The sequence below is a fragment of the Pantoea graminicola genome, assembly GCF_048452665.1.
GTDB lineage: Bacteria > Pseudomonadota > Gammaproteobacteria > Enterobacterales > Enterobacteriaceae > Pantoea.
The window spans coordinates 76,543-93,247 of record NZ_JBLWSJ010000002.1; the positions used below are offsets into that span (position 1 = coordinate 76,543).

At 63.3% G+C, this 16,705-nt stretch carries 17 protein-coding genes; 2 read left to right on the top strand and 15 right to left on the bottom strand.

Features of this window, described 5'->3' with window-relative positions:
- Positions 1-2: 2 nt before the first annotated feature.
- A complete protein-coding gene (locus ACNY69_RS04425; RefSeq protein WP_367395582.1) occupies positions 3-1,517 on the bottom strand; it encodes a sugar ABC transporter ATP-binding protein in 1,515 nt (504 codons plus the stop codon).
- A 147-nt stretch (positions 1,518-1,664) separates the two neighbouring features.
- Here ACNY69_RS04425 and ACNY69_RS04430 point away from each other — a divergent pair, with 147 nt between their 5' ends.
- Entirely contained in the window at positions 1,665-4,268 is a 2,604-nt protein-coding gene (locus ACNY69_RS04430; RefSeq protein ID WP_418797409.1) for an ATP-binding protein, read from the top strand.
- On the opposite strand, the gene phnE (ACNY69_RS04435) is transcribed toward ACNY69_RS04430, so the two are convergent.
- The 14 genes from phnE (ACNY69_RS04435) to phnF form a co-directional block, all read right to left on the bottom strand.
- A complete protein-coding gene (gene phnE, locus ACNY69_RS04435) occupies positions 4,222-5,106 on the bottom strand; it encodes a phosphonate ABC transporter, permease protein PhnE (RefSeq protein ID WP_111141540.1) in 885 nt (294 codons plus the stop codon). The two genes, ACNY69_RS04430 and phnE (ACNY69_RS04435), sit on opposite strands and share 47 nt — an antisense overlap.
- A complete protein-coding gene (phnE, locus tag ACNY69_RS04440; RefSeq protein WP_418797410.1) occupies positions 5,103-5,963 on the bottom strand; it encodes a phosphonate ABC transporter, permease protein PhnE in 861 nt (286 codons plus the stop codon). The genes phnE (ACNY69_RS04435) and phnE (ACNY69_RS04440) overlap by 4 nt, the downstream gene beginning before the upstream one ends.
- Positions 5,964-6,051: 88 nt before the next feature.
- Positions 6,052-6,978 (bottom strand): phosphonate ABC transporter substrate-binding protein, encoded by a 927-nt coding sequence (phnD, locus tag ACNY69_RS04445; protein ID WP_111141535.1) that lies wholly within the window; start codon positions 6,976-6,978, stop codon positions 6,052-6,054.
- 26 nt (positions 6,979-7,004) lie between these two features.
- Positions 7,005-7,832, bottom strand: coding sequence for a phosphonate ABC transporter ATP-binding protein (phnC, locus tag ACNY69_RS04450; RefSeq protein ID WP_367395585.1), 828 nt, complete (start codon positions 7,830-7,832; stop codon positions 7,005-7,007).
- Between the two features lie 79 nt (positions 7,833-7,911).
- On the bottom strand, positions 7,912-8,682 hold the full coding sequence (phnP, locus tag ACNY69_RS04455) for a phosphonate metabolism protein PhnP (RefSeq protein ID WP_111141556.1): 771 nt from the start codon (positions 8,680-8,682) through the stop codon (positions 7,912-7,914).
- A 53-nt stretch (positions 8,683-8,735) separates the two neighbouring features.
- Positions 8,736-9,272 carry a ribose 1,5-bisphosphokinase gene (gene phnN / locus ACNY69_RS04460; protein ID WP_418797411.1) on the bottom strand — a complete coding sequence of 179 codons (537 nt, stop codon included), beginning with the start codon at positions 9,270-9,272 and terminating at the stop codon, positions 8,736-8,738.
- A complete protein-coding gene (gene phnM, locus ACNY69_RS04465; RefSeq protein WP_418797412.1) occupies positions 9,272-10,408 on the bottom strand; it encodes an alpha-D-ribose 1-methylphosphonate 5-triphosphate diphosphatase in 1,137 nt (378 codons plus the stop codon). The genes phnN and phnM overlap by 1 nt, the downstream gene beginning before the upstream one ends.
- Entirely contained in the window at positions 10,405-11,118 is a 714-nt protein-coding gene (phnL, locus tag ACNY69_RS04470) for a phosphonate C-P lyase system protein PhnL (protein ID WP_418797413.1), read from the bottom strand. Before phnL ends, phnM begins: the two co-directional genes overlap by 4 nt.
- Entirely contained in the window at positions 11,119-11,880 is a 762-nt protein-coding gene (gene phnK / locus ACNY69_RS04475; RefSeq protein ID WP_418797414.1) for a phosphonate C-P lyase system protein PhnK, read from the bottom strand.
- Positions 11,870-12,718, bottom strand: a complete 849-nt coding sequence (locus tag ACNY69_RS04480; protein ID WP_293771540.1) for an alpha-D-ribose 1-methylphosphonate 5-phosphate C-P-lyase PhnJ — start codon at positions 12,716-12,718, stop codon at positions 11,870-11,872. Before ACNY69_RS04480 ends, phnK begins: the two co-directional genes overlap by 11 nt.
- A complete protein-coding gene (locus ACNY69_RS04485; protein WP_293771543.1) occupies positions 12,711-13,787 on the bottom strand; it encodes a carbon-phosphorus lyase complex subunit in 1,077 nt (358 codons plus the stop codon). The genes ACNY69_RS04480 and ACNY69_RS04485 overlap by 8 nt, the downstream gene beginning before the upstream one ends.
- Entirely contained in the window at positions 13,787-14,362 is a 576-nt protein-coding gene (phnH, locus tag ACNY69_RS04490) for a phosphonate C-P lyase system protein PhnH (RefSeq protein ID WP_111141390.1), read from the bottom strand. Before phnH ends, ACNY69_RS04485 begins: the two co-directional genes overlap by 1 nt.
- Positions 14,362-14,808 (bottom strand): phosphonate C-P lyase system protein PhnG, encoded by a 447-nt coding sequence (phnG, locus tag ACNY69_RS04495; RefSeq protein ID WP_418797417.1) that lies wholly within the window; start codon positions 14,806-14,808, stop codon positions 14,362-14,364. The genes phnH and phnG overlap by 1 nt, the downstream gene beginning before the upstream one ends.
- Positions 14,808-15,521: a phosphonate metabolism transcriptional regulator PhnF gene (phnF, locus tag ACNY69_RS04500; RefSeq protein ID WP_111141388.1), complete on the bottom strand. Its 714-nt coding sequence runs from the start codon at positions 15,519-15,521 to the stop codon at positions 14,808-14,810. The genes phnG and phnF overlap by 1 nt, the downstream gene beginning before the upstream one ends.
- Before the next feature lie 341 nt (positions 15,522-15,862).
- On the opposite strand from phnF, the gene ACNY69_RS04505 reads away from it, so the two are divergent.
- On the top strand, positions 15,863-16,675 hold the full coding sequence (locus tag ACNY69_RS04505; protein ID WP_418797418.1) for a hypothetical protein: 813 nt from the start codon (positions 15,863-15,865) through the stop codon (positions 16,673-16,675).
- Positions 16,676-16,705: the final 30 nt, after the last annotated feature.

Consider the following 16,705-nt stretch of genomic DNA (forward strand, 5'->3'; position numbering starts at 1 on the left):
CCTTAAACTTCGCTGGCAGACGCGCTGTGCGCACCGGTTGCCAGCGTCATAATATTTTCCTGACTGATGTGACTGCCCTCCAGCTCACCGACGATGGTGCCTTCATGCATCACGTAAACGCGGTCGCTCATCCCGACCACTTCCGGCAGCTCACTGGAGATCATCAGAATTGCCACGCCCTGCCGCGCCATCTGCTGCATCATCCGGTAGATTTCGCTTTTGGCGCCGACATCAACGCCTCGGGTCGGCTCATCCAGGATCAGAATGCGCGGCCCGATGGCTACCCAGCGTGAGATCAGCAACTTCTGCTGATTGCCGCCTGACAGGCCGCCCGCCCGGACCTGCGCATGCGGCACGCGAATATTGAGCGAGGCGATCGCCTCAGAGGCGATGCTCTGGCCTTTGCGGCGATTGAGCATCCCGTAACTGGCATCCCGCTCCAGCGTCGCCATCACGATGTTCTCCTGCGCCGCCATCTCCAGAAACAGCCCCTGCTCTTTGCGGTTTTCGGTGAGGAAGCCGATGCCGCGTGCAATCGCGTCACGCGGCGACTGGATGGTGACCTTCTCACCGTCGATCCAGATCTCACCCTCCTTCGGCTTGTGAACCCCGAAGATCAGCTGCGCCAGTTCGCTGCGGCCCGCGCCCACCAGCCCGGCCAGTGCCACGATCTCCCCGGCCCGCACCGCCAGACTGCTGGGGTGCACTTTGCCGCCGTCGGTCAGATGATTGACCGCCAGCCGGATATCACCGAAAGCGATGGTGCGGTCTTTGTTAAACAGGTCGCTGAGCGGCCGTCCCACCATCATCCGCACCAGTTCGCTGGCGTTAAGCTGCTCCCGCGTCAGGCTGCCGACATACTCCCCGTCGCGCAGCACGCTGACGCGGTCGGACAGCTCATACACCTCCGCCATGCGGTGGCTGATGTAGATGATGGCCATACCATCGCTGCGCAGCCGTTTGATCAGCGCAAAGAGCTGTTCGGTTTCCCGGTTGGAGAGCGCGGCGGTCGGCTCATCCATCACCAGAATGCGGCTGTTGCGCTGCAGCGCGCGGGCGATCTCTACCTGCTGCTGCTCGGCAATGCTCAACCGGCTGACGAGATCCCAGGCGCTGAACTGCGCACCGAGCCGGTCGATGACCCGCTGCGCCTCCTCCGCCATCGCCCGCCGTCTGACCAGCCCACCCGGCGCGATTTCGCTGCCCAGAAAGATGTTCTCCGCCACCGTCAGGTTAGGTGCCAGGTTGATCTCCTGATAAATCAGGGTGATCCCGGCGGCCAGCGCCTCTTTAGGCCCTTTCAGGGCGTAAGGCCGGCCCTCAATAAGGATTTCCCCGCTGCTGGCGGTATAGGCACCGGCCAGAATCTTCATTAACGTGCTTTTTCCTGCGCCGTTCTCCCCCATCAGCGCGTGAACCTCACCAGGATAAACGGTGAGATCGACGCCCTTCAGGGCATAAAAGCTGCCGAAGCGCCGGGTAATACCCCGCATTTCCAGTATGGGTCTGGCTGTCATCGCCTCGCTCCTGCCGACTGTGAATAGCCGCCAGTAAAGCAACGCCAGATAAATGGAAAATGTCAGCGGCCGTTCATATTTGTCATAAAGCGCGGCCTGACCGCTCCTATACTCGGCCCACTGTTGCAGTGATAAAGAGGTCGTGGGATGCAGCACAGTTATCCGTGGCAGGCCGGGGCGCGTGGGCGCCTGTTGCTGTTTAATCTGCTGGTAGTGCTGGTCACGCTGATGGTGAGCGTGGTGGCGATCGTGGGCTTCCGCCACGCCGGGGCGATTCAGGAGCAGGCGCAGGCACAGACGCTGGCAGACATGAACGGCAGCCTGGCGCTGGCGCGGGACACCGCCAACGTCGCGACGGCGGCGGTCCGGCTGTCGCAGGTGGTCGGGGCGCTGGAGTATCAGAGCGAATCGCAGCGGCTGCAGCAGAATCAGCGGGCGCTGCAGCAGTCGCTGAGCCTGCTGGCCAGCGCGCCGCTGGCGGCCCGTCAGCCCGAGCGCCTCGCCCGGATCCGCGCCCGCAGCCTGATGCTGGAACAGACCATTAACCGCCTGCTGCTGACCGGCCATCAGCGCCATCTGCAGCGCAACACGATGCTGAGCGATCTCTGGCAGGCACAGATTCTGCTCAGTCATATCGGCCTGCTGGTGCAGCGGGAACAGCGGACCCTGCCGGATGCCGCGCTGCGCGAGCAGACTGAACGGCTGATTACGATCGCGATCCGCACGCCCTCGCCGATCGCGGTCATTGAGCAGCTTCAGCAGCTGATGACCGCGTGGCGGGCCGTGCCACTGGCTGGCGTTACCGGCGAGAAAGTCAGGCGACTGCTGGAGACGCAGCAGCGTCTGCTGCCGCTGGCGGAAGCCCTGGAGCAGAGCGACCTGGCGATCGCTTACGCTACCTACCGGATTAAAGCACTGGTGGCGATGCTGAATGAGGATATCAGCGCCTCGGTGCAGCAGGTGGCGCTGCAGAGCGAGGCGCGGACGCTGGCCACCCATCGCGAGCTGGATTCAATCATCGGCTTTATCGCGCTGTTTGTGCTGCTGGCACTGGCGATCACCGGCTATGCCGGGATCTATATCTACCGCAACCTCGGTTCAGGTCTGACGGCGATTGCCGGTGCGATGACGCGGCTGGCCCAGGGCGAGCAGAACGTCAGCGTTCCGGGGGTGCAACGCCGCGATGAGCTGGGCGAGCTGGCGCGCGCCTTCAACGTCTTTGCGCGCAATACCGCCTCGCTGGCGCACACCTCGCGGCTGCTGAAGGAGAAGAGTAACCAGCTGGAATCGACGTTTCTGGCGATGCGCGACGGCTTCGCCCTGTTCGACAATGGCGGTCAGCTGGTGGTGTGGAACGCTCAGTACGCGGAGCTGCTCGGCATTGCGCCACGCGCGCTGCATCGCGGCGTCCACTATCAGCAGCTGCTGGCCCCGCTGGCGGTGGATCTGCACGATCCGGGTGAACCGCAGGAGATCCGGCTGGCCGATGGCCGCACGCTGGAGCTGCGCTTCAGCCCGATCCCGCGCCGGGGCATGGTCAACACCGTGCTGGATCGCACCTCACGCAAAACCCTGGAAGAGGCACTGCAGCACAGCCAGAAGATGAAGGCGGTCGGGCAGCTGACCGGCGGGCTGGCACACGATTTCAATAATCTGCTGGCGGTGATCATCGGCAGCCTGGCGCTGACCGAGGGCCAGCCGATGCCCGGTCCGCTGGCCAGCCGCATTGAGCGGGCGCGTCAGGCCGCCGACCGCGCCGCCCAGCTGACCCAGCGGCTGCTGGCCTTTTCGCGCAAGCAGGCCCTGTTCCCCCGTTCGGTGTCGGTGGTGACGCTGGTGGATAATCTGCAGGGGCTGTTGCAGCACTCATTGCTGCCCGGACAGCAGCTGATTATCGATGCGCAGCGTCCCGGCTGGCCCGCCTGGATCGATGCCGGTCAGCTGGAGAATGCGCTGATGAATCTGGTGGTCAATGCACGCGATGCGATGCACCAGCAGAGCGGTGAAATCCGGCTGCGTATCTGGAACCAGCGCCGGATGGAGGGGGCTGAAAAACGTGACCGCGTCACAATCGAGGTAATCGACCACGGCTGCGGCATGTCTGCTGCCGTGCGCGAACAGGTGTTTGAGCCCTTTTTCACCACCAAAGCGACCGGCAGCGGCAGCGGACTGGGGCTGTCGATGGTCTACGGTTTTGTGCGGCAGTCGGGCGGTCAGATCGAGCTGGAAACCGCACCGGGCCAGGGCACCACGGTCAGACTGCTGTTGCCGCGTGCAGCAGACGCCGCCGTGACTCCGGCGGTCGCCCCGCCCCCGCCTGCGCCCGCCGGGACCGGCAGCAACCGGCTGGTGCTGGTGCTGGATGATGAACCGGCGGTGCGCCAGACCCTGTGCGAGCACCTCCATCAGCTGGGTTATCTGACGCTGGAGTGTGGCGACGGCGAAGAGGCGCTGACGCTGTTGCGGCAGACCCCCGATATTGACCTGCTGATCAGCGACCTGATGCTGCCCGGCGAGATCAACGGCGCAGAGGTGATCCGCCAGGCGCAGCAGAACTGGCCGCAGCTGGCGACACTGCTCATCAGCGGTCAGGATCTGCGCCACCAGCCGGTGACGCTGCCGCTGTGTGAACGGCTGGCAAAACCCTGGCAGCAGGCCCAGCTGGTGCAGGCGCTGCAGCGCGCCTGGCAGCGCAGCGAACGGCTTAATCGCGCGCAGCAGGCTGCCACAGCGGCACCGGCTTCCCGCTGATGTAGCGTTTACGCAGGCGGCTGGAGATCACATCCATCACCATCACCACCACCACCAGAATCAGCGTCAGGAACATCACCACGTCCCAGTTCCACAACCGCATGTTCTCGGCATAGACCAGACCGACCCCGCCCGCGCCGACGAAACCCAGCACCGCCGCCGAGCGGGTGTTGGACTCGATCTGGTAAAGGCTCAGCGCCAGGAACTGCGGGAAAGACTGGGTGAAGATACCGAAGCGGTGCTTCTGCAGGCTGCTGGCTCCGACGGCACTCAGCCCGCGTCCCGGCGAACGCTCCACCGCTTCGTGCCCCTCGGCGTACAGCTTACCGAGCAGACCGACATCCTGCAGGATGATGGCCAGCACCCCGGCCAGCGGCCCCATCCCGACCGCCCGCACGAAGATCAGCCCCCAGATCGCCATGTCGATGCCGCGCAGCACGTCGAACAGACGCCGCATCAGGAACGCCAGCGGTTTAGCGGCGCGGTCGTGCATCACGTTACGCGCCGCCAGAAACGACAGTGGCAGGGCCAGCAGCGAGGCGGTCAGCGTACCGGCAAACACGATCCCCAGGGTGATGCCGACCTGCGACAGATAGTAGCCAAAGGGCCAGCTGGCGAACGCATGCCAGACAAACATCCGCAGAAAATAGCGCCCCAGCTGCTGGCAGCCCGCCAGCAGGCGCGACCACTCCAGCCCGAACACCGAGAAGAAAAAGAGGTAGTAGAGCAGCACCGCCAGCGCAATCAGCGCCAGACGACGCAGGTAGCGCGGCTGCGCGGCGAAGAGTGCGCGATGCTGCTGCTTCATCTGCGCGATATCGGGTACGTGGCTGATCATGCGCGATCTCCTGTTACACGGCGACGAAGCTGGCCGGATACGCTATCCAGCAGCGACACGTCAATCAGGATCAGCAGCAGCGTGATGCTCACCTGATCGTAGCGATCCAGTTTGATATTGGTCATCAGCTCCTGACCGATTCCACCTGCGCCCACCAGGCCGAGAATGGTCGAGGAGCGGAAGTTAATCTCCAGTCGCATAAAGCTGTAGGAGAGAAAAACCGGCTTAACCTGCGGCCAGAAGGCGAAGCGCATCCGCTGCAGTTTGCTGGCCCCACAGGCCGCCAGACCGCGCACCGGCTTATCGGACGCCGACTCGATCGCCTCATAAAACAGTTTGGTCAGGCTGCCCACCGTGTGCAGCGCCAGCGCCAGGAAGCCGGGAATGGCGCCGATGCCGAACGCCATCACAAACATCACCGCCCACGCCAGCTCCGGCATGGTGCGCAGAAAAGCGACGAACGCACGAATCGCCAGCCGCACGCTGATCGGCGTCTGCGTATTGTCGGCGGCGAAGAACGCCAGCACCGCCGCCACGCCCACTGCCACCAGCGTCGAGGCCAGCGCCAGCTGCAGGGTTTCCCAGATCAGCGGCAGCTGAATGGGCAAGCGATAGCCCCAGTACGCCAGCGAGCCTTCGGTTTTACCGTCGGCAAACAGCAGCGGCAGGTGCAGCACCGGCAGGATCTCATGCAGATAGTCGAAGAAGTGCGGCAGCGACTGCCAGACGGTGAGCAGATTAAACTCGGCGACCCTGCCCGCCGCCAGATAGAGTGCCACCAGCAGCAGCGACCAGATCAGCGTGTCACGTTTCTGCTGACGGCGGATGCGCTGGTAGTAGTGTTCGAATTCAGTCAAAGGGGGATCTCCGGCACAAAAGCAGCGGGATAACGAGCCGACGGCCGCATCCCGCGTTTCCCGCCTGCGCGGGAAAGATAAGTCAGTTTCAGCCGCGGCTGCCTTTCATCAGGTCGCGCTTCATGTCGATGATGTTCTGATAGTCGGCGACCGTCGCCTCACCGATATGCTGCTGACCGCCCACCGCTTTCACGAAGCAGGCGTGATCCTCTTTATCCAGCTTTTTAATCGCCGACACCACTTTCGCTTTGAAGTCAGCGGGCAGCCTGTTGCTGACCAGCACCGGACCGTTGGGGATCAGCGGAGAGTGCCAGATAATGCGGATTTGCTTCATCAGATCCGGGTGGTCCATGCGGATCAGACGGCCAAATGCGCCGGAGGTGTAGCCGCTGTTGTAGTCACCCACCATCGAGGTCCAGGTGACCGCGCCATCAAACTGGTTGTTCAGCACGCCCAGAATGTCCTGCTCGTGACCGCCGGAGAAAGTGACGCTGGAGAAGGTATTGTTATATCTGTCATCCACCGAGCCGCCAAACATCTTCTTAAACGCCTGGTTCGGCATCAGGAAGCCGGAGGTCGAGTCGGGATCGGCCATTCCAAACGATTTGCCCTTGAGATCGTCGATCTTTTTGTAGGGGCTGTCCGCCTTCACGATCACCACCGAGTGGTAGCCGCGCGACTGATCTTTGTCATCAACCACAATGCCGACCACATCCACCGCTTTCGGGTTCTGAATGTAGACCGACGCAAACGAGGCGGGCGACATGCTCAGCACCATATCGATCTTGCCACCCAGCAGGCCCTGAATCACACCCGAATAGTCAGAGGCGTTGCGCATCTGGGTATCGACACCCAGCTCTTTATCAAAGAAGGTCTTCACACACTGATTGTCGCCAATCTGCTGCGTGGCGTTCTGGCCGCCGAGAATGCCCAGGTTAAGCTGTTGTGGCGCATCCGCTGCGCTGACACCCAATGCCATGACGGAGGTCAGGAGTGCTAATAAAGTCAGTTTCATTCGACGTGGTTCTCTTACAGTGGACGTTAATGGATTTGGTTAAGTTCATCACCGTACAGCTGCTGCAGCAGGCTGTCGGTCAGTCGGGAGGGATGATCATCAAACAGCACGACGCCGCGCTGAATGCCAATCACCCGGGTACAGTAGCTTTTCACCAGCTCGATGGAGTGCAGGTTAACCATCACGCTGATGCCCTGCTGGCTGACCTGGCGCAGCACATCCATGATGCGTTTGGTATTTTTCGGATCCAGCGACGCCACCGGCTCGTCGGCCAGCAGGATCCTGGGGTTCTGCATCAGCGCACGGCAGATCGCCACGCGCTGCATCTGCCCGCCGGAGAGGTTCTCAGCGCGCTGCAGCGCCTGCGGCAGCATGTTCATCCACTGCAGCAGTTCGATAGCGTGCGCCCGGTCGCGGTCAGAGAAAATTTTAAAGAAGGATTTCAGCGTGCCGGTCTGGCTCAGCCGTCCCAGCAGGACGTTGGTCAGCACGTCGAGGCGCGGCACCAGACAGAAATCCTGAAAGATCATGCCGCACTGACTGCGCCACTCGCGCATCTGGCGGCTGTTGAGCGTCACCACGTTACGCTCCGCCTCCCCCTGCGCGCTGATAATCGCGCCGGACGTGGCATCGATGGTGCCGTTGAGCATATGCAGCAGGGTCGATTTACCGGCCCCTGAACGGCCGATGACCCCTACCAGCTCCCCGGCATGCAGGTCGAAACTGACCTGATCCAGCACCGTCGTGTCGCCGTACGCTTTGCTCAGTTTCTGCACTGACAACACTTTTTGTCCGCGTTGGCTGGCTGGCGGCAGATCGTTATCGACCACCGTTTTCAAGAGGGCCTGTGCCATGCTGTTCTCCGTCATCGCTGATTACGTTCTGCGGCTTATTAAGGCGTGGCGCGATGAACGCGGGATGACAGCCAGATGATCAAACTGTGACAGGCCACGCGGCATCGCACCGCAGCGTCTGTCCATCACGGGCAGGCTGCACGCCCTCCGGTAGCGCATTTTCTGCCAGCCAGTTATCCATCTCATGACTGAGGTGCGTCAGCCAGGTCTGACGCGGTCGCAGCAGCGCCACGATCGCCAGCGCCTGCGTCACATCATTGTGGTTTCGCGGCGCGGCGCGCGGCGGATCGTTGCAGTCAATCATCAGCTGGTCCAGCGCCTGACCGCGCAGGAAGTCGGCGGTGTCGGGCGGCAGGCCGCAGGTGTCACACAGCCAGGCGATGCGGATGTCATGCCACGCCAGCAGATAGCCGTGCGTCAGCCGGGAGTGCTGCAGCGGCAGCGGCGTGACCTGCAGTTCGCCAAAGGCGTGCGCCACGAACGGCGTCAGGGCGGGCCGGAAATCGAGCAGGCCGGGGTGTTTGTAGAGATCGTCACAGCCACGCGGGTCGGGCGGCCCCCAGACCGGGATCGAGTCGCCCTGCCCCCAGCGCAGCGCAAACAGCCCCTGGACATGATCCATGTGGTAGTGCGTCAGCAGAATGCGCGACAGGGTGCCGGGCGGGAAACGGGACGCCAGCAGCGGCAGCCCGGCATCCAGCAGGATCCGTTCGCGGCCATACTCAATCAGCGCGCTGCAGGGCGCCCGCGCAAGACGGGGGTCGTGTGTGGCCCGCTGGCAGGCGCGGCAGCGGCAGCCCGGCAGCGGTGCCGCCGTCACCCCGCCGGTGCCCAGAAACGTGAGTCTCAGAGAGGCCGATGTGTTGTTATCCGCACCGGAACCGGTGCCGGGTTGCGTCCGCGTCATGGATGCGCCTCCAGAAGCTGGCGCAACTGCCGGACGGTCTCCGCCAGGGCGCCATCATTGTTCAGGATCAGACAGCCGTCGGGCTGCGGCTGCGCCGCGCGGGCCAGCCGCCGGGCAATCTCCGCCTCATCTTCCCGTCCGCGCTGACGGAGCCGCGCCGCCAGCACCGCAGGCGAGACCTGCAGACAGACCGGCAGCAGCTGCGCGCCGAAGCGGGCCTGCGCCTGCGCCAGATGCAGCCGGGAGCCGTTCACCACCACACTCTGTCCGCGCGCCAGCCACTGCTCCGCCTCACAGCCGATGCCATAGCAGAAGCCGTGCGCCTGCCAGCTCACCGCGAACAGCCCCAGCGCGGCGCGGCGGGCAAACTCCGCGTCGCTCAGCGCCACATGGTTCTCACCGCCCGCATCGGCGGCGCGGGTGATGTAGCGATGCGCGATTAGCAGCCGGGGCGGCGGTGACGCACGCAGCGCATCCAGCAGGCTATCCTTGCCTGAGCCGGAGGGCCCGGTCAGCCAGATGAGCCGTGCCATCAGTACACCTGCCGCCCTTTGCTCCAGACGTGCCGCACATGCGGATAGCCGTGGGCGGTATGGGCCAGCACCAGATCGGCGCGGCAGCCTTCGGCGATCACCCCGCGATCGAACAGCCCCAGCGCGCGCGCCGGATTGCAGGTGACCAGGGCGATCGCCTGCGCCATGCCCAGGCTGTTGCGCGCATCCTGCGCCAGCCGGAACGCGGCATCCAGCAGGCTGGCCGGGTAGTAGTCGGAAGAGAGAATGTTCAGCAGCCCGCTGGCGGCCAGCTCCCAGGCGGCGACGTTGCCGGAGTGGGAGCCGCCCCGCACGATGTTGGGCGCGCCCATCAGCACCTGCATGTTGCGATAGCGCGAGGCGCGCGCCGCCTCCAGCGTGGTCGGGAACTCGGCGATGCGGCTGCCCGCCGCGTGCGACTCCTCAACGTGCGCGGCGGTAGCATCGTCGTGGCTGGCGATGGCGACGCCATGTTCCCGGCAGAGCCCGGCTATCGTCTCACGGTTAGGCTGCGACCACGCCGCCGCCAGGGTAAGCTGGTCATGTTCGAACTGATCCATCTCCGCATCATTGAGCTGATATTTGCCCTGATAATATTCGCGATATTTGGTCAGCGAGGCGTACTGCCGCTGGCCCGGCGAATGGTCCATCAGCGACACCAGCGCCAGCTCCGGGGTGCCCATCAGCGCCTCAAACAGCGACGCCGTGGTGGGATGCGGCAGCTCACAGCGCAGATGCAGCAGATGCTCGGCCCGGTTCAGCCCTTTGCGGTTGCTGTCGCGGATGGCGTCGATCATTTTGCTGAGGTTGTCCAGCCGGTGTCCGCCGTCGCGCACATCGCCGACGCCAATCGCGTCCAGCACGGTGGTGATGCCGCTGGAGACCATCAGCGCATCGTGACTGCTCATCGCCGAATGCGCAGGCCAGTCCACTTTGGGTCGCGGCGTGAAAAACTTGTCGAGATTATCGGTGTGCAGCTCCACCAGCCCCGGCAGCAGCCAGGCCCCTTCCCCATCCAGCGCACCCGGCTGCTGGCTGCTGGTTTCGCTGAAGCTGCTGATGCGCTCATCGCGGAATTCCAGCGAGCCGCTCACCACTTCATTTTCCAGCACCAGTCTGACGTTATTAATAATCATGCCTGCGCTCCTGTTTCGATCGGCTGCATCAGGTGCAGCCGGTCAGCCACCCGCTCACGCACCGCCCGATCGTGAAAAATACCGACGATGGCGGCACCCCGGGCGCGCGCCTGTTCAATGAGTTCGACGACCGCCGCGCTGTTCACACTGTCGAGTGAGGCGGTCGGCTCATCCAGCAGCAGCACCGGATAGTCGGCGATAAAACCGCGGGCGATGTTAACCCGCTGCTGCTCGCCCCCGGAGAAGGTGGAGGGCGCCAGCGACCAGAGGCGCTGCGGAACGTTGAGGCGGCTCAGCAGTTCAGCGGCCCGCGCCTCGCAGAAGGCGCGCTCAGCGCCACGCTCCAGCAGCGGCTGCATCACGATCTCCAGCGTCGGCACCCGCGGAATGACCCGCAGAAACTGGCTGACCCAGCCCAGGGTATCGCGCCGCAGCGCAATAATCTGGCGCGCCGGGGCCTGCGCCATGTCGATCCAGTCACCCTGATGGGCGATCCGGATATGACCGCTGTCGGGCTGATAGTTGCCATACAGCGCCCGCAGCAGCGTGGATTTGCCGCTGCCGGAGTGACCGTGCAGCACCACGCATTCGCCCTCGCCCACCGTGAGGCTGGCGTTATGCAGCACCGGCAGCGCCGCGCCATTCTGGTTATGCAGCACAAAGGTCTTGCAGAGATTTTCAACCCGCAGGCGGGCAGTATTCGTCGTCATTTAATTGAGCACCGAAGAGACCAGCAGTTGAGTGTAGGGATGATGAGGATCGTCCAGCACGCGGTCGGTCAGACCGCTCTCCACCACCCGCCCCTGTTTCATCACCAGCAGGCGATGCGCCAGCAGTCGCGCCACGCCGAGATCGTGGGTGACGATGATCACCGCCAGATTCAGCTCACGCACCAGCGTGCGCAGCAGATCCAGCAGGCGCGCCTGCACGGAGACATCCAGCCCGCCCGTTGGCTCATCCATAAACATCAGCTGCGGCTGCGTCACCAGATTGCGGGCGATCTGCAGACGCTGCTGCATGCCGCCGGAAAAGGTGGTGGGCAGATCGTCGATGCGACCGGCATCGATCTCCACGGCCTGCAGCCAGCGGCTCGCCTCGGCGCGGATGTCGCCATAGTGGCGCTGCCCGGTCGCCATCAGCCGTTCGCCGATGTTGCCCCCTGCGCTGACCTGCGGACGCAGCCCCGCCATCGGATGCTGATGCACTACCCCCCACTCGGTGCGCAGCAGGCGACGGCGATCGCTCTCGCTCATCTGCCAGAGATCGCCTCCCCGATAGAGAATGGTGCCCTGCTGGGGAGCCAGGCGCGCCGACAGGCTCTGCAGCAGCGTGGTTTTACCGGAGCCGGACTCGCCGACAATCCCCAGCACTTCGCCGGGATAAAGATCGAAACTGACCTGCTCAAACCCTTTGCCCGGCGCATAGAGATGGGTGAGCTGGCTGACCGCAAGCAGCGGCTGTTCACTGTGCATGGTGCTGTTCCTGCTGCTGATGGCAAAAGTCGGTGTCGGAGCAGACAAACATCCGCGTGCCCTGGTCATCCATCACCACCTCATCCAGATAGCTGTGGCGCGAGCCGCACAGCGCGCAGGGTTCATCCCACTGCTGAACCGTGAAGGGGTGATCCTCGAAGTCGAGACTTTCCACGCGGGTGTAAGGCGGCAACGCGTAGATGCGTTTTTCGCGGCCGGCACCAAACAGCTGCAGTGCGGGCATCATGTGCATTTTCGGGTTGTCGAATTTGGGGATCGGCGAGGGGTCCATCACATAGCGATCGTTGACCCGGACCGGATAGGCGTAGGTGGTGGCGATATGGCCATAGCGGGCGATATCTTCGTAGAGCTTCACCTGCATGATGCCGTACTCCTCCAGGGCGTGCAGGGTGCGGGTCTCGGTTTCGCGCGGCTCGATAAACCGCAGCGGCTCCGGGATCGGCACCTGAAAGATCAGGATCTGGTCCTCTTCCAGCGGCGTTTCCGGGATGCGGTGACGGGTCTGGATCAGGGTCGCATCGGCGGTGCGCTCGGTGGTGGCGGCATTGCTGACCCGCTTAAAGAACTGGCGGATCGACACCGCATTGGTGGTGTCATCCGCGCCCTGATCGATCACCTTGAGCACATCCTGATCGCCAATCACGCTGGCGGTGATCTGGATACCGCCGGTGCCCCAGCCATAGGGCATCGGCATCTCGCGTCCGGCGAACGGCACCTGATAGCCGGGGATCGCCACCGCTTTCAGGATGGCGCGGCGGAGGGTGCGTTTGGTCTGCTCGTCGAGATAGCCGTTGTTATAGCCGGTGAGTTCAGCCATGGTTGCGCTCCTGATAATCGTGCTGCAGCTGCTTAAGCAACGCCAGCTCGGCCTGGAAATCGACGTAGTGTGGCAGCTTGAGATGTGAGACAAAGCCCGCAGCTTCAACGTTGTCGGCGTGCGACAGCACAAACTCCTCATCCTGCGCCGGGCTGGTGATGCGCTCCTGCTGTTCGCGGCTCTGCAGCGCCCGATCCACCAGCGCCATCGCCATCGCCTTGCGTTCGGCGCGGCCAAAGACCAGGCCGTAACCGCGGGTGAAGTGCGGTGCCGCCGCCTCGCTGTGGGCCACGCCGTTGACCATTTCACACTCCGTCAGCAGCAGTTCGCCAATCTCCAGCTCAAAGCCCAGCTCTTCGGGACAGAGGCTGACGCTGACATAACCGGTGCGGATCTCACCGGCAAACGGGTGGGTGCGGCCATACCCGCGCTGGGTCGAGTAACCCAGCGCCAGCAGAAAGCCTTCGTCGCCGCGCACCAGCTGCTGCAGCCGTGCGGCGCGCGAGGTGGGATAATGCAGCGGCTCGCGGGTGATATCGGCAGGCTCGCTGCCATCATCCACCTCTTCGGTGGCCAGCCCTTCACTGCTCATCATGCTGAACATGTGCGGGCACGCCCCGGTCATCTGGTTATCGTCGCGCGGTGCGGCCGGGGTCTCACCGTTGGCCAGCAGCGTAAAGTCGAGCAGGCGGTGGCTGTAGTCATAGGTCGGCCCCAGTACCTGGCCGCCCGGCAAATCTTTATAGACGGCGGAGATGCGGCGTTCGATGCGCATCGCGCCGGTCGCCAGCGGCGTGCTTTCCGCCAGCCGGGGCAGCGTGGTGCGATAGGCGCGCAGCAGGAAGATCGCCTCAACCAGATCGCCGCTGGCCTGCTTGATCGCCAGCGCCGCCAGTTCCGGATCGTAAATGCCGCCTTCGGTCATCACCCGATCGACCGCCAGCCCAAGCTGCTGCGCCACCTGGTCGCAGCCGAGTTCCGCCACCGCCCGATCGCCCCGCCGCAGATCGGCCTGCAGCTGATGGGCATGGGCTATCGCTTTCTCGCCCCCTTTGACCGCGACATACATCAGCACACCTCCACAACGGTCGTGCGCGGCACGGCCATCATCGCTTCGCCACAGGTGAAGATCAGATCCACGCCCTGCGGGAACGGATGCGGCCGGGCACGCAGGTATTCCAGCACGCTCTCCGGCAGCTGCGGCGCAATGGCGCGGGTTTCCCGCAGGCCCGGTCCGGAGAGGCGCAGCGTTAAGCCGCCATTCAGCGACGGCACTTCGATAATCAGCGTGGTGCTTTTTTCCGGTGAGAGATTGTCACCGGCCGCAAACTGCGCCGGATCGGGCTGCGCCGCCGCATGGCTCAGGGCAAACGGGGCATCCTGCCCGCTGCTGATCGGCGCGCCGGTATGAAAACGCAGGTTGCTGCGCAGCTGCTCGCTGTCGATTTTTGCATCCAGCCAGATCGGGCTCTCCTGATCGACCAGCGTCAGCAGCAGCGCCGTGGCGGCAGGCGACAGTGCCCCCCAGCCCTGCTGCAGGGGCAGCGAGACCATCACGCCCGGTTCGCTCATCGCTTTCAGAATGCGGCGAAACGCGCGCTGTGCATCCGCCACCGGATGGTTAAAACTTGCCAGTAAAGTCATCAGTTATCTCCGCGAACCAGCGTAAAGAAATCCACTTTGCTGCTGGCGATTTCACGGGCGCGCAGCTGACGCTGCTCCTCACGCCACGCCGCCAGCAGGGTAATAATCTTCTCTTCCAGCAACGGCCGGGTTTCCGGCTGCTGCAGCAGCGCATCCAGCAGGGCGCAGCGCTCGGCATGCGCTTTGTCGCGCCCTAGCAGATAGCTGTAACCCAGGGTGCCATCCTCCAGCTGCACCACCGCTCGCGTCACCGTGGCATCGCCCATGACAAAGCGGTTGCCGGTCGCGCCCATCCGCGCCTGAAGCCGCGTCAGCCCGATCTCCGCCGGACGGACCAGGGTGAATGCGGGCTGAAGATTCAGCGCCTGCCAGTGGGTTTCCAGCATGGCGGCGTTGCTGTGGGCCAGTACCGACAGCCAGCGCTGGCGATCCGTTTGCTGTTCCATTAGTGCTCCAGAGTCAGTTCGATCATGTCACCGCGCGTCAGGCTGACGGAGTATTCCGCCAGCGCGCCATCGCAGGTTTTGTTCAGAGTGCGCACGCAGAGCAGCGGCGCATGCAGCGCGATATCGAGCTGACGGCACTCTTTGGCCTGCGCGCGGCGGGTGCTGATGCGCGTCTGAGTGCGCACCAGCTGTTTGCCGGTGTGCTCCACCAGAAAGTCGTGCAGCGAGCCGCTGTTAAAGTGCTGAAGCTGCGGCCACCAGCTGAGATCGGCCAGGAAGTGGTTAATCAGGCAGAGCGGCACGCCGTTGGCGCGGCGCAGGGTGCGCAGATGAATGACGTTGTCGCCCTCTTTCACGCCCAGCGCACTGGCGACGTCGTTGCTGGCCGGACGCAGCACCGCCAGCAGCCGTTCACTGGTCGGGTGGCTGCCCTGCTCCAGCAGGTTCTGGCTGAAGCGCGCCTGGGCATGCAGCGGATAGTCATAGGGCCGCATCAGCACCAGGATGCCGACGCCGTGGCGGCGCTGGAGCAGGCCTTTCTGCACCAGCTCATCCACCGCCCGACGCAGCGTGTGGCGGTTCACCGCATAGTGATCGGCGAGCTGTTGCTCGGAGGGCAGATAGTCACCGCAGCGATAACGCTCTTTCAGCGCCTGCTCCAGCTGGGCGGCAACGGCCTGATAGACAGTGGTCGGATGTCTGGATAACTCCATCACGATGAAATCCTCACGGGTTACAGAGTGGGAACGCAGTGACAAGACGCTGCGGGATGGGAGTAGCTTGCGGGGATCAGATGACACTACCGTGACGACGCGGTGAAGGAGTGGTGAACCTGATGGAGAGGTGTGCACCGGGATGCGTCAGCGAACACCCCGGAACCGGCCGTGGAAAAACAGTTAAAGCAGACGACGGGGCTTCAGCCACGGCCCTTTTGCCGCACACGCTTTTTTGACCACGGTGACAAAACGGCAATCCGCCCGGCGGGAAATATAAAGTTGGTTAACGGATGACCGATATTCTAAGCAGGCGTCTTTAACACAACATGGAGAGAGTAATGATTAGCGCATCTGAAAACAGCCTGATCGGCGCAGACGTATTCAGCAAGCAGCAGAGTCTGCCCAGAACGATCACGCTGACACAAGAACAGGTCAGTAAACTGATGGACCCGGCCCCTTCCGCCCTGCCGCAGCTCAGTCAGGCGGCCCGCGATAAAAATCTGAGTGAGGTGGTTCAGCTTCGTAACGGGATAATGGATAAAAGCCGTGCTGCCACCCATGGTATTACCAACGAGATCGACACCTGGTTTTCCGCGCTGCAGTCCGACGCCACGCTCTCTGCAACTGATATGTCCGGACTGATTTCAGATGCGCTGCAATCCTACAGCGGTTCCGGTAATTCCACGACGCTTTCTATGGATCTTGCCGTCACAAAAGGCATGCTGAATAAGCTGGTTGAACGTTTTGTCCCCGGGGAAAAACAGGCCGACAGCTTCCGTGAAGTGGCAAAATTTGTCGCCGATAAGGTAAAAACGCAGGATACGCTCCTGCACGATCTTACCCGGCAGTCACTGGACATAGCCCGACAGTATGGCGACAGCGCAGGCGTAAACCAGTTTCAGCAGCAGTTAGATCTGCTAAGCCGTGGGGAGCATGAGACGCAGAAAGAACGCGATGCCCTCTTCAGCCTCACGGATGCAACAGACAGCAGCGCCGGATGGCTGTCCGGCTTCCGGCAGATGGTCAGCCAGAGTAGTGACAGCGACTTCTTTAAAAGCATCAGCTACGACCATATTGCACAACTGGAATCGCACATCGCGCAATTCGTCCATAAGGCGCAGCACGCTGATCCCGGCTTTTCGCTAAGTTAACGCCATCCGCTCTGCGGTCGGTGTAAGCAC